At 72.6% G+C, this 23,345-nt stretch carries 19 protein-coding genes; 8 read left to right on the top strand and 11 right to left on the bottom strand.

Annotated elements, in window-relative coordinates; translation table 11 throughout:
• Nucleotides 1-71: 71 nt before the first annotated feature.
• Nucleotides 72-974: a hypothetical protein gene (locus OV090_RS48080; protein ID WP_267711847.1), complete on the bottom strand. Its 903-nt coding sequence runs from the start codon at nt 972-974 to the stop codon at nt 72-74.
• Nucleotides 975-1,263: 289 nt separating this feature from the next.
• Nucleotides 1,264-1,746 carry a hypothetical protein gene (locus tag OV090_RS48075; protein WP_267711845.1) on the bottom strand — a complete coding sequence of 161 codons (483 nt, stop codon included), beginning with the start codon at nt 1,744-1,746 and terminating at the stop codon, nt 1,264-1,266.
• 191 nt (nt 1,747-1,937) lie between these two features.
• On the opposite strand from OV090_RS48075, the gene OV090_RS48070 reads away from it, so the two are divergent.
• The 5 genes from OV090_RS48070 (at nt 1,938) to OV090_RS48050 (ending at nt 9,101) form a co-directional block, all read left to right on the top strand.
• Nucleotides 1,938-3,791 (top strand): multiheme c-type cytochrome, encoded by a 1,854-nt coding sequence (locus OV090_RS48070; RefSeq protein ID WP_267711843.1) that lies wholly within the window; start codon nt 1,938-1,940, stop codon nt 3,789-3,791.
• Between the two features lie 972 nt (nt 3,792-4,763).
• The gene (locus tag OV090_RS48065) at nt 4,764-5,555 is read left to right on the top strand and encodes a hypothetical protein (protein ID WP_267711842.1); all 792 of its coding nucleotides are present in this window, start codon (nt 4,764-4,766) and stop codon (nt 5,553-5,555) included.
• On the top strand, nt 5,552-7,093 hold the full coding sequence (locus tag OV090_RS48060) for a hypothetical protein (RefSeq protein ID WP_267711841.1): 1,542 nt from the start codon (nt 5,552-5,554) through the stop codon (nt 7,091-7,093). Before OV090_RS48065 ends, OV090_RS48060 begins: the two co-directional genes overlap by 4 nt.
• A 516-nt stretch (nt 7,094-7,609) precedes the next feature.
• Nucleotides 7,610-8,353 (top strand): 4Fe-4S binding protein, encoded by a 744-nt coding sequence (locus OV090_RS48055; protein WP_267711840.1) that lies wholly within the window; start codon nt 7,610-7,612, stop codon nt 8,351-8,353.
• 43 nt (nt 8,354-8,396) lie between these two features.
• The gene (locus OV090_RS48050; RefSeq protein WP_267711839.1) at nt 8,397-9,101 is read left to right on the top strand and encodes a response regulator transcription factor; all 705 of its coding nucleotides are present in this window, start codon (nt 8,397-8,399) and stop codon (nt 9,099-9,101) included.
• A 99-nt stretch (nt 9,102-9,200) separates the two neighbouring features.
• On the opposite strand, the gene OV090_RS48045 is transcribed toward OV090_RS48050, so the two are convergent.
• The 8 genes from OV090_RS48045 to OV090_RS48010 all read right to left on the bottom strand — a co-directional run bounded on the left by OV090_RS48045 (nt 9,201) and on the right by OV090_RS48010 (nt 17,707).
• Nucleotides 9,201-10,256: a hypothetical protein gene (locus OV090_RS48045; protein ID WP_267711838.1), complete on the bottom strand. Its 1,056-nt coding sequence runs from the start codon at nt 10,254-10,256 to the stop codon at nt 9,201-9,203.
• A gap of 379 nt (nt 10,257-10,635) precedes the next feature.
• On the bottom strand, nt 10,636-12,057 hold the full coding sequence (locus OV090_RS48040; RefSeq protein WP_267711837.1) for a hypothetical protein: 1,422 nt from the start codon (nt 12,055-12,057) through the stop codon (nt 10,636-10,638).
• A gap of 82 nt (nt 12,058-12,139) precedes the next feature.
• A complete protein-coding gene (locus OV090_RS48035; protein ID WP_267711836.1) occupies nt 12,140-13,327 on the bottom strand; it encodes a hypothetical protein in 1,188 nt (395 codons plus the stop codon).
• 197 nt (nt 13,328-13,524) lie between these two features.
• Nucleotides 13,525-14,592, bottom strand: coding sequence for a hypothetical protein (locus OV090_RS48030; protein WP_267711835.1), 1,068 nt, complete (start codon nt 14,590-14,592; stop codon nt 13,525-13,527).
• Complete coding sequence (locus OV090_RS48025) at nt 14,589-15,209, bottom strand: RNA polymerase sigma factor (protein WP_267711834.1); 621 nt, start codon at nt 15,207-15,209, stop codon at nt 14,589-14,591. The genes OV090_RS48030 and OV090_RS48025 overlap by 4 nt, the downstream gene beginning before the upstream one ends.
• 125 nt (nt 15,210-15,334) lie before the next feature.
• Entirely contained in the window at nt 15,335-16,348 is a 1,014-nt protein-coding gene (locus tag OV090_RS48020; RefSeq protein WP_267711833.1) for a hypothetical protein, read from the bottom strand.
• 32 nt (nt 16,349-16,380) lie between these two features.
• Nucleotides 16,381-17,136 carry a hypothetical protein gene (locus tag OV090_RS48015; protein WP_267711832.1) on the bottom strand — a complete coding sequence of 252 codons (756 nt, stop codon included), beginning with the start codon at nt 17,134-17,136 and terminating at the stop codon, nt 16,381-16,383.
• 166 nt (nt 17,137-17,302) lie between these two features.
• Nucleotides 17,303-17,707, bottom strand: a complete 405-nt coding sequence (locus OV090_RS48010) for a MarR family winged helix-turn-helix transcriptional regulator (protein ID WP_267711831.1) — start codon at nt 17,705-17,707, stop codon at nt 17,303-17,305.
• Nucleotides 17,708-17,932: 225 nt separating this feature from the next.
• On the opposite strand from OV090_RS48010, the gene OV090_RS48005 reads away from it, so the two are divergent.
• The 3 genes from OV090_RS48005 to OV090_RS47995 all read left to right on the top strand — a co-directional run bounded on the left by OV090_RS48005 (nt 17,933) and on the right by OV090_RS47995 (nt 22,166).
• On the top strand, nt 17,933-19,072 hold the full coding sequence (locus OV090_RS48005) for an oxygenase MpaB family protein (RefSeq protein WP_267711830.1): 1,140 nt from the start codon (nt 17,933-17,935) through the stop codon (nt 19,070-19,072).
• A 229-nt stretch (nt 19,073-19,301) separates the two neighbouring features.
• Nucleotides 19,302-20,651: an MFS transporter gene (locus OV090_RS48000; RefSeq protein WP_267711829.1), complete on the top strand. Its 1,350-nt coding sequence runs from the start codon at nt 19,302-19,304 to the stop codon at nt 20,649-20,651.
• A gap of 6 nt (nt 20,652-20,657) precedes the next feature.
• A complete protein-coding gene (locus OV090_RS47995; protein ID WP_267707043.1) occupies nt 20,658-22,166 on the top strand; it encodes a DASS family sodium-coupled anion symporter in 1,509 nt (502 codons plus the stop codon).
• On the opposite strand, the gene OV090_RS47990 is transcribed toward OV090_RS47995, so the two are convergent.
• Nucleotides 22,106-23,344: a HAMP domain-containing sensor histidine kinase gene (locus OV090_RS47990; RefSeq protein WP_267707041.1), complete on the bottom strand. Its 1,239-nt coding sequence runs from the start codon at nt 23,342-23,344 to the stop codon at nt 22,106-22,108. The two genes, OV090_RS47995 and OV090_RS47990, sit on opposite strands and share 61 nt — an antisense overlap.
• Nucleotide 23,345 lies beyond the last annotated feature (1 nt).

Raw genomic sequence — 23,345 nt, 5'->3', positions numbered from 1 at the left:
GCGGCGTCGCGGTCCCGCGCTGGGCGGGACCGCGGATGTCCCTCGGGACATCTCCTCCGGGCCTGCGCGCCTCAGGCCGGGACGGAGCCGATGACCCACACGTACCAGCTCCAGCAGTTCAGGCAGTAGTACTTCTCGGCCTTCGCTACCACCGCGTCGAACTTGCGGCCCTGGGCGAGGAACTCGCCGCGCGTGCCGTCGACGACCTCGAGCGAGGGGCCCTCGTCGTGCACGAACTGGAAGGCGATCCGCTCGGGATCGGAGGTGTCGAAGCACTCGCTGCCGCAGGGCAGCGGGCACATGCCCTCGACCGTGTCGACCGTGAGCGCGCCGAACACCTCGTTGACGCCGAAGTTGCTGTCGTGGGCGACGCCGGCGAGCAGGACCGCCCCGGTGTCGGCGGCCTTGAGCACGAACCACTCGCCCGAGCCGATGTGGTGGCCCTCGCCCTGCCAGTACGCGTCGAGCGCGACCGTCTGGCCGTCCTGGATGTCGATGGCGAAGTCGGCCGGCGCGGTGACGAAGAGGGTGACTGCGACGTCGAGCAGATCGCCCTGGCTGCAGAGGAGGGCGACCTCGACCTTCCCCTCCACTTGGGTCGCAGTCTGGACGGTGCAGGCCGCCGCGACCGAGATCGTCTCCGGCTCGCCATCCATGACCGGCCAGGTGCCGAAGTCGATGCCGACCTCGGCGGTGACGACCGGATCGCGCGGGACGCAAACCTCACCGCCGGTGTCCGTGTCCGTGTCCGTGTCCGCGGTGTCGCTCGCGGTCGTGTCCGTGTCCGTCGCGGCGGTGTCGGTGTCGCTCGTGGTCGGCTGCGTCGCGGCAGTGTCGGTCGGGTCGGTGTCGGTCGCAGCCGAGTCGGTCGGATCGGTGTCGGTCGCGGCCCCCTCCTCGGGCTTGCAAGCGGGCGCGAGGATCGCGGAGACGAGGACGAGCGCGTGGACAGGAAGCAGGGTGCGGGGCAGCATGTCGGCCGGCCCTGAGCACGGGACGTGCCAAGCGCTACGAGGCGAAATTCGCCGCCCTACGCCAGCGCGTGAGGGAGCCCGCGACACGAACGCCCGGGCGCACGCATCCTCGCGGTCGCCCCGGCCTCCGCGCTCCGGGAGACCCGCGGTCGATCGCAGCTCCGAGCGGCGCCTCGCTCGAGTTCGGGCGAACCCGCCCTGTCCTGCGCGTAGTATGTCCTCATAGACATGCCCGAAACGACATGTCCGTCCAGACAGGCTCTTTCAGAAAATTGTCCGAAGGGACAGGTCAGTCCGGGAACGCGCGCGAGCACTGGTCGAGCAGCCATGGCAGCTCGGCGTTGCGGTCGCCGAGCAGCACCGTGACGCAGGCGGCCACGCGCGGGCTGGTCTCGCGCTCGCAGGCGCTCTGGTCGGCCGCGCGGCTGGCCTGCAGCAGCTTCAGGGCCGTGCCCGCGGGGTCGATGTCGCGGTAGAGCGCGTCGGCGGCCGCGAACATGCCGGCACAGGCCTGCTTGCGGTCCGCGGGCAGCGGGTCGGGCAGGCGCGACGCGACCGCGGTCTTGAGGGCCGCCGCCTCGCCGTCGTAGTCGGGCTGGTTGGCGAACCCGCGCGCGTCGTTGTTGGCCGTGCGACCCGCGGGCGGGCTCGCCGGGCTCGCCGGCGTCGGCGCGGCCTCCGACGCCGTCGGCGAGGCCGAGCGCCCGTCGGGGGCCGGCGTACAGGCGGCGATCAGCACCGCCGCGAGGAGAGCGTCGCGCGCGCGAGGCATGCGGCCGGAGCATAGCCGCCCCTGCCCCGGACGTCTCCTTATCGCCCGCCGCTCCGAGCTCGCGGTCCGCCGATCGTCGCCCGAGGCCCCGTCGCCGCGCCCGCGAGCCCCTGGTGCGGTCCTTTCGGCGCGCCCAACCGCACGCCCGTGCGCATGCGCCGGCGCCGGCACGCCGCGATAAGATGCCCGCCATGACGGTGTTCTCCCGCCGCGCCTGGCCCACGGTCTCTCTCGCCCTCGCCGCGCTCCTGTCCGCGCCCGCGAGCGCCGCGACCGAGCCGGGCAGCTTGCAGAACCCGCTCGAGAAGTCGGCCGACTGTCGCAAGTGCCACGCCTTCGCCAACCCGCCGGAGCACGCCGACGTGCCCAACGTCTCGCCGATCGCCTGGGCCGGCGGCATGATGGCCAACGCCGCCCGCGATCCGGTGTTCTGGGCCGGGGTGGCGATCGCCGCCCAGGACATGCCCGGCGAAACCGCGAGCTGCGTCCGCTGTCACTCGCCGCGGGCCTTCGTGGCCGGCCGCGACGACGCCACCGCGATCGACGATCTCGACCCCGACGACCTCGCGGGCGTCGACTGCGACCTGTGCCACCGCATGATCGACGACGGCGTCACGCCGCTCGGCGACGCCCACTACACCATCGACGACGTCCTCGGCGAGGCCGGCGACGTGCCGAAGCAGGGCCCGTGGTCGTACGACGGCGGCGACAAGCCGATGCACAGCTGGGTGGTCGGCGACCTGCTGGGCCGCTCCGAGCACTGCGGCACCTGCCACGACGTCACCACCGGGCGCGACCGCCTCGACGACGACGGCCAGCCGATCGGCGCCAAGTTCAACGAGCAGCGCACCTACAGCGAGTGGCTCGCCAGCGCCTACGCGGCCGAGGGCCCCGACTTCAAGTCATGCCAGGACTGCCACATGCCGGCGGTCGACAACGTCGCCGGCTGCGCCGAGTTCAACAGCCAGGGCATCGTGCACGCCACCGGCGGTCGCCGCCACGACCTCGCCGGGGCGAACCGGCGGATGGTCGAAATTTTGAAGTCGCTGTACGGCAGCGCCGGCAGCGGCGACATCGACGACGCCTACTTCGACGTCGCGCTCGCGGGCATCGACCTCTCGCTCGGGGGCGCGGCCACGCTCGAGGTCACCGCGCCGGCCTCGGTCGACCTGCAGGCGGGCATCGACGGTTGGGGCGTCAAGGTCACCAACAACACCGGCCACAAGCTGCCGAGCGGCTACTCCGAGGGCCGCGTCATGTGGCTCGAAGTCACCGCCAGCTACATGGGCGAGCCCGTCTACGGCTCGGGGCGGTGGATCGCCGGCCAGGGCCTCGAGGGCGACCCGCAGCAGCGCACCTACGAGGCGATCGCGGTGCATCAGCAGACCGGCGCCACCAATCATCTGCTCCTCAACGACTACTGGCAGGTGGACAGCCGGATCCCCCCGAAAGGCCTCCAGGCCGGCATCGAGACCGACCCTGTCGGCGACCGCTACGCCCAGCTCCCCGACGAGACCTGGCCGCACTGGGACGAGGTCACCTACGCGTTCGCCCCGGCGCGCCTCGTCGACCTCACGCCCGGCCAGGACGACCTCCTCGACCTCCGCGTCCGCCTCCTCTACGTCATCAACACCCCCGCCTACCTCGAGTTCCTCGCCAGCGAGAATCACACCAACAGCGCCGGCGCCGACGCGCAGGCGCTGTTCCCGGCCGACCCTGACCCATTGGTCCTGGCCGAATGGACAGCCTCGGTCCCGCTCCGCGGCCTGGTCGAGGAGGGCGAGTCGAGCGACGGCACCAGCGACGGCACCGCCACCAGCGACAGCACCGGCGACGCACCGACCACCGGCGCGACGACCAGCAGCACGAGCGCCGCGAGCACGGGCCCTGCCCCCACCGGCACCACCGCCGATGTGACCGACAGCGCGACCACCGGCGGCCAGCAGGGCGGCGACGACGGCTGCGGTTGCCGGCAGACCGGCCCGACCGGCGGCTTCGCGCTGCTGCTGCTGGCGCTCGGCCGCCGCCGGCGAGCCCGTCGCTGACGCGCTCGCCGAGCCGGCTTCGCACTGCTGCTCGCGCTTGGCCTTCGAGCCCGCGCCAGTCGCTCGGCCTGGACCGGCCTCGCGCTGCTGCTCGCGCTGCGCCGCTGCCGAGGCGTTTCGCGGATGAGCGCGCCGCCCCCTTCATGAGCCGCCCTCGCTAGTACGGGCATTCGCTCGGACCCATCCCCGAACGCCCCACCCTCGTGACTTCCGCCATTCACGTCGGGCCATTACCGGGACGCACCTTTGCAAGTCAGTCTATTCGCTCGATGCCCCTCCTCTTGAGCCCCGTCATTCGGGTCATGGGCGGAATGCTCTGCCTCGCAAGTCCGCTCATTCGCCGGCACACCGGAGCCTCCGTCATTCGCGACGAACTCTCGCTACGCGCCCGCCGCTGCGACGCCCGTCGCCGCGGCGCGACCTCCCCGGAGAACCGTCCCGCCGGCCGGCAGACCTGCCCATGCGTCACGGAGATCTACCGCGCGCAATTTCGCCCACCGACCTCTGCCTTCGCGTCAAGCACGCACCAAGTATGAACAGCGTCCTGGCCGCCTCGTAGCCCGGCTTTGGTTAAGCCAGCATCATTCAAGATTGCAATTTCCAGACAAGAATTTCCCGTAAAATTCATGCGTGCCAGCCCCGCCAGGGCCCTCTCTCGCGGCTTCTCGCCCGGCCCGACCGTGCGCGAGGTGAACCTGCCGCCATCCACGCCGTGCGCGGTGGCTACCGACCTCGAGCGGCGCCGTGCTGTCACATTGACGCATGCGCGCGATCGACATGTCTCTTCGGACATATTTCAGTCGATCGCATCGATGAGCGCGAGTTCATCTGACGCCGCGCTGACTCGGCCGTGGGCCGGTGAACCGCACTTAACTCGACCGTCGGCGGGCCCGCTCCTACCTTGATTGCGTCGAGTCTCACCAGTCGGGGCGCCGGTTCGCGGCGCCGGGGAGAGCTCCGTTGTCGCCACTATTGTCCTCCATCACCGCCGCTCCGGTGGCGGGTGCGCCGTGGGGCCTCGCGCTGTCGCAGCTCGCCGGCGTCCTGCTGTTGCCGCTCGTCTGGCTCGGCGTCGCGGCGCAGGTCGAGGCCGGGCTGAGCGGGCGTCGGGGCGTGCGGCTGCTGCAGCCCGCGCGCGACCTGCTGCGAGCGCTGCGCAAGAGCGCAATGATGCGGCCCCGCGGCCTGCTCGCGGTCGTCGCCGCGCTCGCCCTCGCAGCGCTCGCGCCGATCGTCGGCCCGACCTCGCCGCTCGCGTTCCACGGCGACCTCGCCGTGCTCGTCGGCCTGCTGGCCCTCTATCACCATTCGCGGCGCGGCGCCGAGGCCCCGCCTTGCAACGCGCTGCAGCTCCTCGCGCTCGTCGCCGCAGTGCTCGCCGGCACCCAGGTCGGCCTCGACGCGCTGGTCGCCAGTCCGCGCTGGATTGTCGCCACCGTCTGCGCCGCCGCCACGTCGCTCGCGCTGCGGGTCGTCGCCGTCGATCGCCCGAGCGACGTCGTAGGCCACGGCCTCGCGCGCTACCTCGACGGCGTCGTCGCGGTCGCCCTCTCCGGTCTGTTCGCCGCCCTCCTCCTCCCGCCCGCGCGCGGCTGGCCGGGCGTGTCCGTGCACCTGATCGTCTCGCTCGCGCTCGCGGCAGTGGCGGGGGCCTTCGCGGCTCGCGTCGCCCGGCCGCGCCCCGCCGCGCAGTCGCTGTACTTCGGCGGCGCTGCGCTGTGCGAGGGCCTCGGCGTCGTCCTGCACCTGCGGGGTGGCGAATGACCGTCCCGCGATCGGTCCAATCGCAGCCGCCGGGCGCGCCCGGAGCGCGCTCGTTCCTGCGGCTGGTGTCGTCGCGCCCGGTCCCCGCGGCGCCCGGCGACGGCGACGGCGGGGCGCGCCCCTTGCTCGTCGCCGCCATCGACGATCTGCCGGAGCTCCCGGGTGACGCCTTCGTCGCCGCGCTCGCGCGCGAGACCGCCGCGGGCGCGCGCGTGCTGGCCTACCACGGCCGCCGCGACGACGACCGCGGCGTCGTCCTGACCGCGGCGCTGGTGCGCCCGCGCGGCCTCGCGGTGATGCGCGGACGAGCCGTCCATGATCGCCCGTTGCCCGCCCTGCGCGGCCCGCTCGGCGCTCACGAGCGCCTGCTCGAAAGGACATACGGGCTGCAGCTCGCCGCGCCGCCGCCACGAGCCGCCGACGCACCGCTCGACCCGCGCGACATGTGGTTCTGGCCCGCCGGCCACGGCGCGGAGGAGCGCGACCCCGGCTTCGGCGGCCTCGTCGATCATGGCCCGCTGCGCCTGCACTGCCGTGGCGACCACATCCGCGTCGTCGAGCTGCGGGCCGGAGCGGAGCACGACGTCGAGACAATGCTCTGCACCCGACCCGTCGCCCAGCTCCCGGCGCTGGTCGAGACCCTGCGCGGCGAGGGCAGCGTCGCCCGGGCCTGGGCTCACGCGATGGCGATCGAGGGCCTCGCCAGCGTCGACCTCGACCTCGCCGGCGACGTCCACCGCGGCGTCGGCCTCGAGCTCGAGCGGATCGCCGGTCACCTCGTCGGCCTCGCCGCCACCGCCCGCGCGATCGGCTTCGGCGCCGGCGCGTCCGACCTCGACCGCCTGCACGCGCTCGTCCGCGACCTCCTCATGCGCCTGTGCGGCAGCCGCCACGGCCACGGCCACGTCCGCCCCGGCGGCGTGCGCGAGGCGATCGGCGCCGCCCGGATCGCCGACGTCCGGGCCACCCTCGCCGGCCTCCGCGGCGCCTTCGCCCGCTGCAGCGCGACGCTGCTGGGCGCTCGCTCGGTCCAGGCCCGACTCGACGGCGTCGGCGGCCTCACCGGCGCCGACGCGACCCAGCTCGGCCTCGTCGGCCCGGCCGCGCGCGCCAGCGGCCTGCCGCACGACCTCCGGCGCGACCTCCCCGGCCGCCTCTACCGCCGCCACGCGGTCGACGTGTTCGTCGAGTACGACGGCGATTGCCTGGCCCGCGCCTCGCTGCGAGCGCGCGAGGTCGACGCCGCCGTCGCCTGGATCCTGAACAGCATCGCCGGGGCCGCCGGCGCGCGCCCGGCCGCGGTGCTCCCTTCGCTCGCCCCGCGTCACCTGGCGATCGCCGCGGTCGAGGGCGCGCGCGGATCGATCGTCCACCTGCTCGAGACCGACGCCGCCGGTCGGCTGCTCGACTACCGCGCCCAGGACCCGGCGATGTTCGCCTGGCCCGCCCTGGCCACCGCCGTCCGTGGCGGCTCGCTCGCCGACGTGCACCTGTGCGCGCAAAGCCTCGACCTCGCCCTCGGAGGCCTCGCGTGCTGAAGCCACGGCTGCGTGGAACTTCGAGTCTCACTCGCTCGAGCACTGCGCCGACACTCTTCATGCCACCGGACTTCGCTCGCGCGCCTCGCAGGTCGAACCTCCTTCCGCGCACGACCGGGCTCGCAGCCGTGAGTGCTCCCTGCTCGAGCGCAGCGCGAAGGTTCGTCCGCGTACGTCCGGACCTCGCTCGCTCGCCTCGCAGGTCGAACCTCCGTCCGCGCACGACCGCTCGCGAGCAGGTGGCCATTCCGCAGCTCGCGAACACCCGCATTCGCTCGGCCCTCGCGCTCGGAGGCCTCGCGTGCTGAACCCTCGTCTCCGCCCAGCCGCGAGTGCTCGCTGCTCGAGCGCAGCGCGAAGGTTCGTCCGCGTACGTCCGGACCTTGCTCGCTCGCCTCGCAGGTCGAACCTCCGTCCGCGCACGACCGCGAATGCTCGCGAGCCGTTGTCCGCTCCGCAGCTCGCCAACACGAGCATTCGCTCGGCGCTCAAGCCCGGGGACCTCGCGTGCTGACCATGCTCCGCAACCTCCGGCCGCCGCCGCGGCGCGCCCTCCCCGACCTGCGCGCCGCCGAGGCGGCGGGCTTCTGCGGGCTACCTGTCCTTCAGGACAGAGAGTGCCCGAGCGGCTGCGCTGCCTGTCTCCCGGTGTGTCCCGGCGGCGCCCTGGCGCGGACCGGCGGCGCCCTCGCGCTCGACCTCGGGCGCTGCGTGTTCTGCCGCGAGTGCGTCACTGCCTGTCCCGAAGGCAAGGTTCGATTCAGCTCCGAGCACCGGCTCGCCAGCGGCACCCGCGGCGGCCTCGTGATCGGCCCCGAGCGCCGCGCTCCGGCCCCTGCGGCCGCCTCCGCCGCGTTTCGCCGGCTCTACGGGCGCTCGCTCAAGCTGCATCGCCTCGTCCTCGGCGGCTGCGACGGCTGCGACTGCGAGCTGCGAGCCTGCGCCGACGGTCACTTCGACATGGGCCGCTGGGGCATCGACTGGGTCGACGCGGCGCGCGACGCCGACGGCCTCGTCATCTCGGGCCCGATCGCCGCCGCGGCCGACGACGCGCTGCTGCGGCGCACCTGGGACGCGATCGTCGGGCCCAAGATGCTGATCGCGGTCGGTGCCTGTGCCATCGGCGGCGGTCCGCACCACGACAGCGCCGACGCGCGCGGCTTCTTCCGCCAGCACGCGCCCGACCTGTTCCTCCCCGGGTGTCCGCTGCACCCGCTGGCCTTCATCCACGGCGTGCTCGACCTGCTCGGCATCGCCTGAACGCGCCTTTCCCATGCACCACTCCTCACCACGGGCCTCGCACATGCCGGCACACACGACACCATCCTCGGCCAAGATCCTGGTCGTCGAGGACAACCGCAAGCTCGCCAGCTTCCTCTCGCGCGCGCTCACCGAGGAGGGCTACGTGGTCGACCTCGTCGACGACGGCGCGGTCGCGGTCTCGCAGGCGCGCAGCATCGAGTACCACCTCGTGATCCTCGACTGGATGCTGCCCTCGCTCGACGGCCTGCACGTGTGCCGCGCCCTGCGGACCGCCGGCAAGTCGGTGCCGATCCTCATGCTCACCGCCCGCTCCGAGTTTTGCGATCGGGTCTCCGGCCTCGACGCCGGCGCCGACGACTTCCTGCCCAAGCCGTTCGACCTCAGCGAGCTGCTGGCCCGCGTGCGCGCGCTCGGCCGCCGCGGCCAGCGCGACCGCTACCTCGAGGTCGGCCAGCTCCGCATCGATCGCCAGGACCGCACCGTCACCTTCGCCGGCGCGGACCTCGACCTCACCCACCGCGAGTTCATGCTGCTCGGCTACCTCGCGCGCGAGGCCGGCCGCGTGGTGTCCCGCGTCGAGCTGCTTCAAAACGTGTGGGAGACCGCCTACGACCCGGGCACCAACATGATCGATGTCCACGTCAAGAACCTGCGGACCAAGCTCGGCGAACACGCGTCCATGATCGAGACCGTCCGCGGCATCGGCTACCGCTGGCAAGCCGAGCCCGGCAACCGCGTGGCCTGACGCGCCGGCTCCTCGCGTGACCGCCTGCCCCATCGGACCTGTCTCTTAAGACCTGTCCTTTCGAGTCGCAAAGAGCGCCAGGCAGTCTCTCCGCCTGTCCTATCGGACCTGTCCTTTCGGACCTGTCCTCTTGCGCCGCCGCGGATCGAACCACACCCCCACCTCGATCCCGAGGTTCAACTCGACCCCGCCCACGGCCGCCAGCGCCGCCTCGCCGGGGCGCGCCAGGAGCGGCTTGCGCGGGCCGTCCGGGCCGGGTTCGCCCGAGGCCCACAGCTCCGCCCGCGCCCCGGCACGCACCGCCACGGCCGGCAGGCGCAGCCAGAAGCCGGGCGACAGCCGCAGGCCGCCGCCGACCAGGGGCCGCGAGCTCGCGCGAGTGACAGTGACCTCGTCGCCGGGCAGCCCCCACCACTCGACCCCGACGAGCCCGACGATCGGCAGCTCGAACGCCCGCACGCGCACGCCGAAGCCCGCCCCCGCGGCCACGCGCACGCGCACCAGAGTGTGACGGTCGACCGGAGCCACCGTCGCGCGCACCTCGACCGCGGCGATCGCCCCTCGCCGCCAGCGCAGGTCGAGCCCGAGCCCGAACATCGCCCCGCGCACGCCGGCCAGCGGCCGGTCGAGCCCGAACGACGCGCCGTCGTAGCGCACCAGGCCGAGCTCGAGCGGCGGCGGCACCGGGGGCGAAGGCGGCCGCGGACACGCCTGCACCTCCGGACATTTTTTTAAAAAAGTGTCCTTTGGGACATTTGTTTGGACCGGCAAGGGCGGTGGCTCGGCGATCGCCGGCGGCACCGGCACGTCGCGCTGATCGGGGGCGACCGAGTCGTCCTCGATGGCCGCGATCAGCAGCGCCAGCGCAGCCGCCACCGGTCGCGCCGGCGGCTCGTCGGCGGTGTCGACGACGCGAAAGTAAGCCCGCCCGTCAGCGAGGATCAGCGCGACCTGGACCTGCGTCGGCGACGTCCGCCGCAGGTCGACGAACGCCCGCAATCCGTCGCGCACCCGCAGCTCGTCGCCCTGCTGCGCCAGCGCCAGCGACGGCAAGCGCACCCGCAGCGCCCGCTCGAGGTCGGTGAACTCGACGCCCTCGACCCGCACGAGCGCGCCGGCGATCGTCGGCGCGGGGACCACGGGGCCACCGCTCATGCCCTTCGCCGCGGCCGGACTCGCCGCGGGCACCGACACAGGCGAAGCGCTCTTGCTCGCCTCCGGGATCGCCGCGGCCGGCGAGTGCTTGCTCGCCCCCGTCGCTTCGACAGGCGAGGCAACCGTCGCGCCTTCGCTCGGCGGAGACGCCGTCGTCGGCGAGTGCTTGCTCGCCTCCATCGCGTCGACAGGCTTGCTCGCCTCCGTTGCTTCGAGAAGCGAGGCAACCTTCGCACCCGACGCCGAACTCTCGCTCGCGCCCGCCGTCTCCCGCGTGCCCGGGGGCGCGGCGGTCGAGCTCGTCAGCGCGAGCGCGAGCAGGGGGGCGGACAGCACGGCGAGCCGCTATATAGCCCGCCGGAGCCCAACGGGCGAGGGCTCACGGCTGGCCGAGGCAGTCGGCCAGCTTCTGGTCGCACAGCGCGGGCTCGAGGCCTTCCTCGAGGCACGCCTTGTGGAGGTCGAAGCACTCGTCGGGCGCGGGCGGATTCGGCGGCCCCACGCACAGCTGCCACTGCGCCTTGCACTCCTCGGGCGCGCCGCCCTGCTGCACGCAGACCTCGAGCTCGAGGTCGCAGTCGCTCGGCGGCGGCGGCGGCTGGTTCAGGCACTCGAGAAATTGCGCCTCGCACTCCGCGGGGTCGAGGCCCTTCTCGAGGCACACCTGGAAGTCCTGCTCGCACACGTCGACCGGCGGCGGCGGTTGCAGGTTCAGGCACTCCTGCAATTGCCCCTCGCACTCCGCCGGGTCGCCGCCCTGCTGCAGGCACGCCTCGAACTGCCACTTGCAATCGTCGGGCGGCGGCTGCGGGTTCCAGCACTGCTGCAATTGCGCCTCGCACTCGTCGGGATCGATCCCCTGCTCGAGGCACTGCTGGAATTGCCACTCGCAGTCGGGCGGCTTCGGCGCGCACAGCTGCTCGCACACCTCCGGCGGCTGGCCCTGCTCCGCGCACTTCTGCCAGCAATCGTAGGGCGCCGGCTCGCCGAGGCACTCCTGCAATTGCCCCTCGCACTCGGCAGGATCTCCGCCCTGCTGCAGGCACGCCTCGAACTGCCACTTGCAGTCGTCGACCGGCGGCGGCGGCTCCCAGCACTGCTGCAATTGCGCCTCGCACTCCGACGGATCGATCCCCTGCTCGAGGCACTCGTGAAATTGCCACTCGCAGTCGACCGGCGGCTGCGGCTCGCACAGCGCCTTGCACTCCTCGGGCGGCAGGCCCTGCTGCTCGCACTGCAGCCAGCAGGTCTCCGCCGGCGGCGGCTGGCCCAGGCACAGCTGCAGCTCGTCCTCGCACTTGGCGGGATCGATCCCCGCCTCGAGGCACAGCTGGAACTGCAGCCCGCAGTCGTCGACCGGCGACGGCGGGCAGGGGTGGGGCGGGCACAGCTGCTCGCACACCTCGATCGGCTGGCCCTGCCCGAGGCACTTCGCCACCTCGAACTGGCAATCGACCGGCGGCGGCGGCTGCGTCGGCACGCACTGCTCGAGCTCGAGCTTGCAGGTCGGCGGATCGATCCCCGCCTCGAGGCACAGCTGGAACTGCTGCTCGCAATCGTCCGGCGCCGGCACCGGCGCCGGCGAGCAGCCCTCGAGCAGCGGCGCGCACTCGTCCGCAGTGTGGCCCTGGTCGAGGCAGAACACGTACTGCTGCTTGCAATCATCAGGCGCCGGCTCCTCGTCCTTGCCGTCGCCCTCCTCGACGTCGACCTTCACGTCGCAGCCGGTGGGTGCCAGCACGGCGCAGGCCGTGCAGGAGAACAGAAAGCCGAGTCGGCGCAACAGGGAAAGTGTCTTCATGGCAACGTCCTTCTCGCGATGCGTTTCGTCGGTGAGTGACGCGGACCCTGCCGCGATTACAGCCCGGCCATGCGAATTGCGATCAGGGCGGCTGACACTCCGGCGGCCCGACGTACACGTCGTCCACGCTCCAGCCCGCCACCGGCGGCAGGCCTGGCTCGGGGTGGTGATGACAGAAGCGGACCCTCAGCGCCGCATTGAGGAAAGGCGTGAGGTCGAGGACGTGCGGCATCCACTCGGGCTCGTCGAGCGGCTCGTTCTTGCTCTCGAACACCGAGTTCCAGGCCTTGCCGCTCCACACCTCGACGCGCGCGCTCGACGGGTTTTGCGGCGGCAGCGGCACCGCCGACAGCTGACTCCAATACTGCAGCACCACCGGCTGCGCCAGCTGCAGCGCGTCGATCGACGGGCTGGTCAAGCACGCGTCCGCGGGCAGCGGCTCGTCCGGCAAGCACCCGCCGATCGCCGCGCCGGCGAGCATGTTCTCGCCGCCGGGAGAGTGATCTTCGGCCGGATCTTCGAACCCGTTGGCGGCGCACTGCGAGGGGAGCGCGGGCCCGATCATCCACGGCGGATCGGTCATCCACGCCCCGGGGTCGTTGAAGTCGAACAGCGACACCGGCCCCGGCTTGCCCACGCACTGGCCCTGCGCGCAGAAGTCATCGACGGTACACCCGAGCCCGTCCTCGCACGGCTCGCCCTCGTTCGCGAACTCGACCGCGCAGTTGCCCGAGGTCGGATTACAAAAGCCGTGCTGGCACGGGCCGTCGAACCCGCCGCAGTCGCGCAGCACGCCCGTGCACTTGCCGGCCACGCACAGGTCGCCGTCGGTGCACAGGTCGCCGTCGTCGCACTTGTCGCCGTCGAGTTCGAGGTACATGCACTGGCCTTCGTCGCAGAGCGGCTGGCGGCAGAACTCCGCCGGGCAGTCCGCGGCGACCCGGCACTGCGGCGGCAGGCCGCACAGGTTGTCGACGCACAGGTCGCCCTGGCAGTCCCACGGCCCCGCGCACTTCTGCCCGGGCCCGCACGGCGGACAGGTCGGCCCGCCGCAGTCGACGTCGGTCTCGGCCCCGGAGACGACGCCGTCGAAGCACGGCTCCTCCGGGCCCTCGGTCGGCGTCGGCGGCTGCGGGCCCGTCAATGTCGAATCTGTCCCCGGGGACATAGTCTCCGAACCAGATTCGGTGGCCGGGGCGGGCGGGTCGGAGCTGTCGTGGAATTGATAGACCACCGGCGGACAGGCCGCGAGCGGCAGGAACGCCAGCACTGCCGCCCCTCGGCGAACCGTCGCGACCGCCGCCGCGAGCCCGCGGGCGCCCCTCGCGGCGTCTGCCTCGCCTGGCTTCGCCGCGACGGCCCCACGAGCGATCCTCACCCCACCGGCCGCGACCTTCTCGATCCGCTCGTCGCCGCGGGTCGTCCTTTGTCCCGCAGTCATTCCGACTGCACGCATCACCATGCGCCTCACGGCTCGCCCTCGAGCACGCGCGTCGCCTGGTGGCGATGCACGCCGTTCGGGAAGTCGGTCACGTAGTTACGCCAGCAGCTCGCGCGCTGGCCCTCGTCGGCCCGCCGGCACAGGCCGGCGCGCGCGTCGTCGGCGTAGCGCCCGCGCGGGAACGCCTGCAAATACGTCCGCCACAGCGCGACCTCCTCGTCGCCGCCGTGACGCTGGCGAGCCAGGGAGAACAGGTCGCCGTAGGCCAGGTCGGCCGCGCGCGAGCCCGGGGCCAGCGCGACGATCTGCCGGTACAGCGCCTCGGCCCCGGCGAGGTCGCCCGCCTCCCACTTCGCCTCGGCCTCGCCGTCGAGCCGCCGCAGCCGCTCCGCCGGCGTCTCGCCACGCGGCCGCGCCGGCCCCTTCTCCGGCGGCTCTTTCACACCTGACCTTTCGGGCATGTCTTTATTTTTATCAAAGACATCCTCGACGGGCGGCGCGACTTCGACGGGCGGCGCCACTTCGGCGGGCACCTCGACCTCGCTCGCGGGCGCCGTCGGGCCCGCGCCTGGCCGCGCCCGCTCGACCCGCGTCGGCGCCGGGGCGGGCGCCACCTCGTGACGCGACGGCGACGCATCGTCCTGAAACGGCGCCTGGATGGCCGTATCGGGGCCGCCTTGCCCGCGGGTCAGCAGCGGGCGGACACCGAACGCCAGCGCCGCGACCGCTGCCGCGGCGGCCAGCCACATCCACGTCCGCGACCCCGCCTGCCTGTCCCCGGGGACAGGTACTGGCGGAGGTCCGGCCGCTCGCACTGCCGCGCAGTCGTGATCGATCTCCGCGCGCGCCGCGGCCAGCAGCGCCGCGAACTCGGCCTGCTCGCGCGCCGGCACCTTGCCGCTCGCGTCGCGGCGCAACTGCGCCACCGGGGCCAGCTCGCGCACCTCGACCAGCGCCGCTGCAGGCACGCGCTTCGGGTCGCGCGCGTGCGCCTCGGCGACCACTGCGGCGAAGTCGGGCGCGAGCAGGTCGCGCCGCATCGCCTCGGCGAGGTCGGTCGCGGCGGCGTCGACGATGTCGTCGAGGTCCTTCACGCCGGCTCCTCCTCTTGCGGCGGCAGCACGCCCCACTCCACCAATTGTTTGCGGATCCGCTGCCGCGCCCGGCTGGCGCGCACTGCCAGGTTGCCGCTCGAGATCCCGAGCTGCTCGGCCGCCTCCTCGGGGCTCAGGCCCTCGAGGTCGCGCAGCACGAAGGCCACGCGCAGGTGATCGGGCAGGGTCTCGAGCGCGGCGTACAGCGCTCGCACGCGCTGGCGCTGATGCAGCGCCCCGTCGGGCGGCGGGGCGCCGGCGTCGAGCGACCGCATCACCTCGAGCCGCGCGTGCGCCTTGGCGGTGCTGCGCTGCGATCGCCAGTGATTGCGCACCACGTTGATCGCCACCCCGTGCAGCCAGGTCGACAGCTGCGAGCGGCCGTCGAAGCCGGCGATCTTCAGCAGCGCCTGCACGAAGGTCTCCTGCACCAGCTCCTCGCTCAGGCCGGCATCGCCGGTGAGCGCGCGGACGTGGCGATAGACCCGCTCGTAGTGGTCCTGGTAGAGCCGCGACCACGCGCTCATCTCACCGGCCTTGGCCCGCTGGACCAGCTGTTCGGTGCTCGCCCGCTGGGGCGGCGCCGCGGGGGAGGTCGGGCCCGGGATGGAGGGCACCGGCCGGAGGTGACTGCCGGGGGTCATGCGCTCGGACCGGTGAGCCGCGCGAACGGCCTCGAGATTACAGCCGATCGCACGACGCCGATGCGGACCTCCGCGGCCCGCTCACCCGCGCGCGGCCCTCAGGGCGCGTTGACGCCGCGCAGCGCCGCCGCGTGGGTGGCCACGCCGAACACCGCCGGCGCGCCCCACAGGATGTTGCCGCGGAAGCCGATGTAGAACATGCCCCCGGCCTGCGTGCGCACCTTCTCCGGCACGTCCTCGCGCGCGAGCGGGCTGTCGAACTGACCGCCGAGCACGATCGCCCCGAACCCGCCGAGGCCGATGCCGATGTCGGCGACGAAGCCGATCGGGCTGCGCACGTTGTCGAACCGTCCGTCGGGCTTCTGGATGCCGGCGACCTTGAACGCCAGGCCGCTCGAGAACTCGATCGTCGGCGACCAGCGGCCGCGCTTGAACCAGTAGCGGCCGGCGAAGCCGACGTTGCCCCAGACGTCCTTGCTGTCGCTGGCGATGATGCCGCCCTTGGGTCCGAGCGACACCCGCGTGTACTTGAACGACCCGCGCTGCTCGACGAGCGTCGGGATGCTGACCCACACGTCGTATTGCACGCGGGCCGAGCTCCACTTGTTCAGGTCGCCGGGCGAGGCGACGTCGCCCTGGCGCACGCGATACGCGTAGCCCGACGTCGCCTGCACCTCGACCACGACACCGCAGGTCGGGTCGGCGATCAGGCAGCGCCAGCGCGACTTGCGTTCGCTGGGCGGCGGGCTCGCCTCGAGCCCGTGGCGCAGCCGCAGCTGCTGCATCTCGGCGTCGGTGTAGAACGGCGGCCCGGGCTTCTCTTGCGGCCCGGCGGCGTCAGCCGCCGGCGGTGCCGGGGTCTCGGCCACGGGCACCGGCACCGGCGGTTCGGGCGGAGCCGCGGGGACCGCCCCGGTGGCGCTCGGATCCCACACCGGCAGCTCGGGCGACTTCGGCGACTGCACCGACGGCGCGGTCGTCGTCCCGGCCGGCGAGGTCGCCGTCGCGGTCGAAGTCGTCGTCGTGGTGGTCGTCGTCGACGACGGCGTCTGCACCGGCGGCGGCGCGCTGGTCGGCGTCTGCACCGGCGGCTGCGCGAGCGCCAGCGACATGGCCCAAGAGACAGAGAGAGACAGGAGCGCGCTCATTGCATCGCTCCTCCGGCCAGCAGGCCGAGCAAGACGAGGCCGATCGCCGGCAGCGCGGGGATGGCGTGGGCGCGGAAGCCGGTGATCACCCGCGAGTCGCCGTCGAGGAAGTCACCGCTGACGAAGAACCCACCCCAGCCGCCCCAGCCGGCCGCGACCTCGAGGTGCGTGCCGTTGTACCAGCCGGTGTAGGTGAGCACCGACGAGCGGACCACGCCGACGGTCAGGTCGACGTGGAACGCGTTGCGCTTCTGGCTCAGCCACAACTGATTGACGAGGCCGAAGCGATACGCCGAGGTGTGCGGGGTCGTCTGCACCACCTCGTCGGGCGCGTCGACGACGGAGCCGGTGTTGGCGGCCACGCCGGTGCCGCGGGACCAGCTCGCCACCACGCCGACCGACCACGGGTTCCAGCGCTTGCGGGCCAGTTGCAACGGACGGACCGTGAAGCCGCCGCGGAAGTTGTAGTGCGCGTAGGGCAGGTCGACACCGCGGTCGCCGGCGATGCCGTTGATGCCGATGCCGACGTCGACGCTGGCGATCAGGGCCGAGCTGCACTTGGCGTCCTCGACGAAGCAGAACGCGCCCTTGCCGACGGAGAAGCGCGGCGGCGCGGCCGGCGGAGGTCCGCTCGAGAAGTGCGACTCGGTCGCCGCTTCGGGCGCAAAAAACGGCCCGTGCTCGGGGGTCGGACCCGAAGGCGCGGGAGCGGGCGCCTGAACCAGGGCGAGCAGGAGGACGGCCGTAGTCACCGAAGGGACCTCAGGATGCAGAACTCGCGCGGGACTTACAACCCACCCGCGATCGGACCTGCAGGGAACGGCCGGGGCGGGTCTGGGACACCACACCACCAATTCGCGCATGTCGCGCGAGCCCGGCAGAGGGCCGTGACGCGGCGGAACAGCGGCCGGGCGCCCGTCACTCGTTGGCGAGGCGGTTGGCCCCGCGAGCGATCGCCTTGCCGATCGAGACGCCCAGCATCTCTTCGGCCTCGCGCTGGGCCTCCTCCCACGCCGGCGCGACGTCGGCGATGAGCTTCATGCCCTTCTCGGTGATCTGGATCTCGTGCGAGCGCGCGTCGTCGATGTCGGCCAGCTTGAGCCAGCCGCTCTTGCACATGCGCTCGACGTTGCGGCTGACCGTCGACGCGTCCATGTGCATCCGCTGCGACAGCTCGTTCGGCGTCAGCCCCTGCGTCTGCATCACCACGACCAGCGTGTTGAGCTGAGCGATCCGCAGCTCGAAGGGGCGCAGCGCGTCGTCGTAGAGCTTGCTGATCGCGCGGTTGATGATGCGCAAGCGGTACGCCGTGCACTCATCCATGATGCGCGCCGCAATATCACTCACCTGCTTCGTCGCCCGCCGGCCACCCATCGCCGCGACATTGTATAGGAGAGGAATCGCGGGTCAACCGGCCCATGTCGAGCGCGGACGGTCGTTCGCGAGCCGAGGCGCGACATCGCCACATGTCTTTTGAGTCAGATCAAGGGCGCGGGCCCGCGCCTTCGCCCGTGGACAGGCAGCGGCGGCAGCTCTTACCGTCGCTGCATGAGCGACCTCCGCTGGTCCGACGAGCAGCTCGATCACCTGCGCACGTGCGGTGACGCCGAGGCCGACGACGTGATCCTCGACTTGTTCGCGCGCGGCGACGACGTCGTGCGCGCGATCAACATGCTGATGCGCGACCTCGTCGAGAACAACGACGTGCCGGCGACCTCGCTGCCGCCCGGCGCGCGCGCGTACTTCCTCGCCACCGGCCTGCCGAGCTGGGCCGACCCCGCGCGCATCGAGCTCGGCCAGCGTGTGTTCCATCGCTACGGCCCGCTGGTGATCCTCCTGCTCAACACCTACTCGCTGCCGATCTGCTACGCCGCCGCCAAGGGCGCGCAGGTGCTGGTCCGCACCGGCCGGCTGCAGTCGAACCCGCAGCGGCGGATCGTCGAGACCGCCCAGCTGGTGGTCGACGTCATGGCGCCCGGCGGCCTCGACCCGACCAGCGACCGCGGCGCCGGCCTGCGCTCGGTCCAGAAGGTGCGGCTGATGCACGCGACGATCCGCCACCTGCTGCGCCGCGACCCGAGCTGGGACCCGGCGTTCGGCCTGCCGATCAATCAAGAGGACATGCTCGGCACGCTGATGAGCTTCTCGGTCGCCACCCTCGAGGGGCTGGAGCGCCTCGGCGTCGCGCTCGCCGCCGACGAGGTCGACGCGTACATGCACACGTGGAACGTGATCGGCGCGGTCATGGGGCTGCGGCAGGAGCTGCTGCCGCGCGACTACGCCGAGGGCCGCGCGCTCGCCGACCGCATCGGCGAGCGCCACTTCGCGGCCTGTCCCGAAGGACAGGCGCTCACTCGCGCCCTGCTCGAGATGATGGAGTACCTGGCCCCGGGCACCGCCTTCGACGGGGTGCCGGCCGAGTTCGTGCGCTGGTTCACCGGCGACCGCGTCGCCGACATCCTCGGCGTGCCTGCTATCCCGCAGCGCTCGCCCCTCATCGATCTCTGGCGGCTGTTCGGCCGCGTCGGCGACCGCCTCGGCGACCGCTCCGAGACCATGCAGCACGCGGCGACCCTGCTCAGCCGCGCCTTCGTCCAGGGCCTGCTGCTGGCCAACCGCGGCGGTCAGCGCCTGCCGTTCCACATCCCGACCGAGCTGCGCCAGGTCTGGGGCGTCAACTGGCCGTAGCCCTGCCGCGATCGGCCGATCACGGCGATGGACGTCGGCCGAGCTCGGCAGTACGCGCCAAGGCTGACGTAGAGGCAGGTCCCGCAGCAGTGTTGCCGAGCTCGGCAATGCCGCCGCCTTGGCCGTCTCGACTGCTCGCAGCCCGGCCCCGACGCTCGCGGCGCCGGCCTGCGCGCTGCCCGGAAAACTTGGCCGCGGGCGCGCCTGCCGGTATGACCGGGCGAGCCGCTTGAGCACCGCCGCTGCACCGCCCGACCCGTCCTCGGGGCCCTCCGGGCCGGAGCAGCCCTCGACGCGTCGCGCCGACACGGTCGCCTGGACCGCATCGACCTACTTCGGCGAGGGCCTGCCGTGGTCGATCCTCCACCAGGTCGCCGCCGAGTTCTTCACCGCCGCCGGCCTGCCCGCGCGCGAGGTCGGCTTCACCTCGGCGCTGCACTTCACCTCGAGCCTCAAGTTCGTGTGGAGCCCGATCGTCGACCTGGTCGGGACCCTGCGCCAGTGGATCGTCGCCACCCAGTTCGGCCTCGGCGTGTTGATGGCAGTGCTCGCGGTGCTCGCCCACAACATGGCCCAGGGGGCAGGTTCCGGCACCGCCGCCATCTGGCTGGTGCTGATCGCCATCGGCCTGTTCAGCGCCACCCACGACATCGCCTGCGACGGCTACTACATGACCGCGCTCGGCCGCGCCGACCAGGCCCGCTACACCGGCATCCGCGTGGCCGCCTTCCGCGTGGCGATGCTGGTCGGCTCGTCAGGCCTGGTGTTCCTCGGCGGCCGCGTCCACTGGCTGGCCGGCTTCGGCCTCGGCGCCCTGCTCATGGTCGGGCTCGCCGTGGCCCACCGCGTGTGGCTGCCGCGGATCCACGCCGTCCGCCCGGTCGCCCAGTCCACCGGCGACGCGGCGGCCGACTGGCGGGCCCGCGTCGCCCACGTCCGCGGCGCCTACTTCAGCTTCCTGCTGCAGCCGCGGGCCCTCGTCGTCCTGCTGTTCTTGCTCAGCTTCAAGCTCGGCGACGCGCTGATGTTCGGCATGTCGAAGGTGCTGTTCCGCGAGCTCGGCATCAGCACCCCCGACCGCGGCGTGCTCAACGGCTTCGGCACCGCCGCCAGCATCGCCGGCGCCATGCTCGGCGGCCTGTGGGTCGCGCGCGTCGGTCTGCGGCGCGCGCTGCTGCCGATCGCCCTCATCATGGCGGGCACCCTGCCGCTCTACCTCTGGCTCGCCGCCCCTCGCCTGCCCGCCGACGTCATGCTCGGCCTCGGCGCCCCGCTGAGCCTCGCGCACACGCTGTCGCCGCCGCTGTGGCACGTCGGCACCATCCTCGTCATCGAGCAGCTGTGCGGCGGCCTCGCCACCGCGGCCCAGACGATCTTCATCATGAGCCGCTGCCACCCCGACCACAAGGCGGCCCACTTCGCGTTCGCGACCGCCATCTATTCGCTCGCGCAGACCATCTCGGGCACCTACAGCGGCTTTTTGTACGAGGCCCACGGACCGCTGGTGTACTTCTCGATCGCCGCCGTCGCGTGCATCCCCTGTCTGGTGCTGATCCCGTTCCTCCGCCAAAATAGTTGAAGCCGCATGGACCGCGTCGCTCGCAGCGCCTTCGACGTCGCCCGTCAGCGGGTCGGCCGCGTGCTCGCGCCGCTGGTCTTCTTCGCCCTGCTCGTCGCCCCGACCGGCCTGCCCGCGCCGGCCCACCGCCTGGCGGCGATCTTCGCCGCCACGGTGGTCCTGTGGGTCAGTGAGGCGGTGCCTCTCGGGGCCGCGGCGCTGGTCGCCCCGGCGCTGGCGGTGGCGATGGACGTCACCCCCGCGGCCAAGGCGTTCGCCCCGTTCGCCAGCCCGCTGATCTTCCTGTTCCTCGGCGGCTTCATGCTCGCGCTCGGCCTCAGCGAGCAGGGGCTCGACCGGCGGGCCGCGCTGTGGCTGCTCGCGCGCGACTGGGTCCGCGGCTCGCCGGCCCGCGCGCGCACGGCAGTCGGCCTCGGCGCGTTCGCCTGCTCGATGTGGATCTCCAACACCGCCACCACCGCGATGTTGATCCCCGTCGCGCTCGGCCTGTGCTCGGCGATCCGCGGCGCCGCCAGTCCCGAAGACCAGCCTAAGTTCGACCGCTTCGCCGAGGGCATGCTGCTGACCCTCACCTACGCCTGCTCGATCGGCGGCATCGTCACCCCGATCGGCACCGCCCCCAACGTCATCGCCCTCGACTTCCTCGAGCGGCAGGCCGGCGTCCAGCTCGACTTCTTCCAGTGGATCAGCTTCGGCCTGCCGACCGGCCTCGCCACCCTGGCGATCGCCCTCGTCTACGCCCACCGCCGCTTCCCCGCCCCGGTCGCGCGGCTCGACCGCCTCACCGCCGAGGTCCGCGACCAACTTCACAAGCTCGGGCCGATGTCGGCGGGCGAGCGGCGGGCCGCCGGCGTGTTCTTCCTCGCAGTGGCCGGCTGGCTGCTGCCGTCGATCCTCAAGGTCACCCTCGGCGCCGCCCACCCGGCCGCGCAGTGGGCCGACCGCGGCCTGCAGGAGGGCGTCGTCGCCATCCTCGCCGGCGTGTTGCTGTGCGTCGTCCCCGGCGGACGGCGGCCTGGCGTCTCGGTGTTGCCGTGGGACAAGGCGATGCAGCTCGACTGGTCGACGCTCTACCTGCTCGGCGGCGGCTTCTCGCTCGGCGCGATGATGTTCGACACCGGCCTCGCCGAGGCGCTCGCCCGCGGCTTCCTCGCCGGCGCCGGGCCGCTCGCCAGCTCGCCGTTCGGCCTGCTCGCCACCGCCACCTTCCTCGTGCTGTGGCTGACCGAGGTCACCAGCAACGTCGCGACCACCAGCATGATGGTCCCGGTGCTGATCGCCATCGCCCAGGCGGCCGGCATCGACCCGCTGCCGACCACCCTGTGCGTCACCATGGCCGCCAGCTTCGCCTTCACCCTGCCGGTCTCGACCCCGCCGAACGCGATCGCCTACGGCACCGGTCTCATCCGGATCCAGTCGATGATCCGCTTCGGCGTGGTGCTCGACGTGCTCGGCTACTTCGTGCTCATCGCGTGCGGGGCGCTCTTGCTGCCGGCTCTCGGCCTCGGGCCCTGAGCGCGCCCGAGCGGCACCCGCACCGTGAAGCGCGAGCCCATCTCGTACTCGCTCTCGACGCTGATCGTCCCGCCCATCGCCTCGACGAAGCCGCGGGCCAGCGCGAGGCCCAGGCCCGAGCCGCCGAAGCGCTTCCGCAGCGAGCTGTCGGCCTGGTAGAACGCCTCGAACACGCGCCGCTGCTGCTCGGTCTTGATGCCGATGCCGGTGTCGTGGATCACGAACTCGACCACCCCGTCGTCCTTGAGCTGCACCGCCAGCCCGACCTCGCCGAGCTCGGTGAACTTGCAGGCGTTGGCGAGCAGGTTGAGCAGCACCTGGCGGACCCGCTCCGAGTCGCCGAACAGCGCCGCGTCCTGGTCTTCGGGCCACACCAGCGCCACGCCGCGGCGCAGCTGCGGCAGCACCGTCCCCTTCACCGTGCGCAGCAGGGTCGCCAGCGAGAACACGTCCTCGCGCAGCTCGACCCGCTGGGCCTCGATGCGCGACAGGTCGAGCACGTCGGCGACCAGCCGCAGCAGCTGCTGCCCGGCCAGCTGGATCCGCTGCAAGTCGTCGCGCATCTCCTCCGGCGTCGCCTCGCCGAGCTCGTCGAGCATCAGCTCGCTGTAGCCGAAGATCGCGTTGAGCGGCGTGCGCAGCTCGAGGCTCATGTTGGCGATGAACGAGCTCTTGGCCGCGGTCAGGTGCTCCGCCAGCTGCTCGGCCGCCTGCAGCTGCTGCGCCTGGCGCCGCAGCTTGTCGGCCAGGGCGTTGGCGTCCGCGATCGCCGTCTGCATCGTCTTCATCACCACCAGCATCTCGGTGGTCGGGTCGTGCAGCGCGAAGTCCCGCAGCACCAGCCCGGCCGCCGCGACCTGTCCGAGCTCGGTCAGCCACGGCGTGCCGACGAACAGCGCCCCGCCGTCGACCTCGACGATCTCCCCGCGCAGGCGCAGGTCGAGGTCGCGGACCTGCAGCAGCACCACCGAGTCCTTGCGGGCCAGCAGCGCCTTGAGCGACATCTCTTCCAGCACCGGCCGGTCGATCACGAACCACTCGTCGAACGGCCGGCCCGACACGTCGGCCGCCATCAGCCGCCGCAGCGACCGCCCGAGGTCGAGGATCCGCATCTCCTCGTCGAGGGAGATCGAGAACGGGAACAGCCGCTCACATTGCTCGCGCAGAAGCAACAGCATG

It is taken from the genome of Nannocystis sp. RBIL2 (assembly GCF_026626745.1).
Lineage (GTDB): Bacteria > Myxococcota_A > Polyangia > Nannocystales > Nannocystaceae > Nannocystis.
Note: the sequence above shows the minus strand (reverse complement) of the source record. Positions and strands in the feature narration are given on the sequence as shown.

Excerpts from the sequence above, each read along its gene's own strand:
- OV090_RS48080 (WP_267711847.1), bottom strand. The coding sequence starts at position 974 with ATGCTGCCCCGCACCCTGCTTCCTGTCCACGCGCTCGTCCTCGTCTCC.
- OV090_RS48075 (WP_267711845.1), bottom strand. The coding sequence starts at position 1,746 with ATGCCTCGCGCGCGCGACGCTCTCCTCGCGGCGGTGCTGATCGCCGCC.
- OV090_RS48070 (WP_267711843.1), top strand. The coding sequence starts at position 1,938 with ATGACGGTGTTCTCCCGCCGCGCCTGGCCCACGGTCTCTCTCGCCCTC.
- OV090_RS48060 (WP_267711841.1), top strand. The coding sequence starts at position 5,552 with ATGACCGTCCCGCGATCGGTCCAATCGCAGCCGCCGGGCGCGCCCGGA.
- OV090_RS48055 (WP_267711840.1), top strand. The coding sequence starts at position 7,610 with ATGCTCCGCAACCTCCGGCCGCCGCCGCGGCGCGCCCTCCCCGACCTG.
- OV090_RS48050 (WP_267711839.1), top strand. The coding sequence starts at position 8,397 with ATGCCGGCACACACGACACCATCCTCGGCCAAGATCCTGGTCGTCGAG.
- OV090_RS48045 (WP_267711838.1), bottom strand. The coding sequence starts at position 10,256 with ATGAGCGGTGGCCCCGTGGTCCCCGCGCCGACGATCGCCGGCGCGCTC.
- OV090_RS48040 (WP_267711837.1), bottom strand. The coding sequence starts at position 12,057 with ATGAAGACACTTTCCCTGTTGCGCCGACTCGGCTTTCTGTTCTCCTGC.
- OV090_RS48020 (WP_267711833.1), bottom strand. The coding sequence starts at position 16,348 with ATGTCGCTGGCGCTCGCGCAGCCGCCGGTGCAGACGCCGACCAGCGCG.
- OV090_RS48010 (WP_267711831.1), bottom strand. The coding sequence starts at position 17,707 with ATGGATGAGTGCACGGCGTACCGCTTGCGCATCATCAACCGCGCGATC.
- OV090_RS48005 (WP_267711830.1), top strand. The coding sequence starts at position 17,933 with ATGAGCGACCTCCGCTGGTCCGACGAGCAGCTCGATCACCTGCGCACG.
- OV090_RS47995 (WP_267707043.1), top strand. The coding sequence starts at position 20,658 with ATGGACCGCGTCGCTCGCAGCGCCTTCGACGTCGCCCGTCAGCGGGTC.
- OV090_RS47990 (WP_267707041.1), bottom strand. The coding sequence starts at position 23,344 with ATGCTGTTGCTTCTGCGCGAGCAATGTGAGCGGCTGTTCCCGTTCTCG.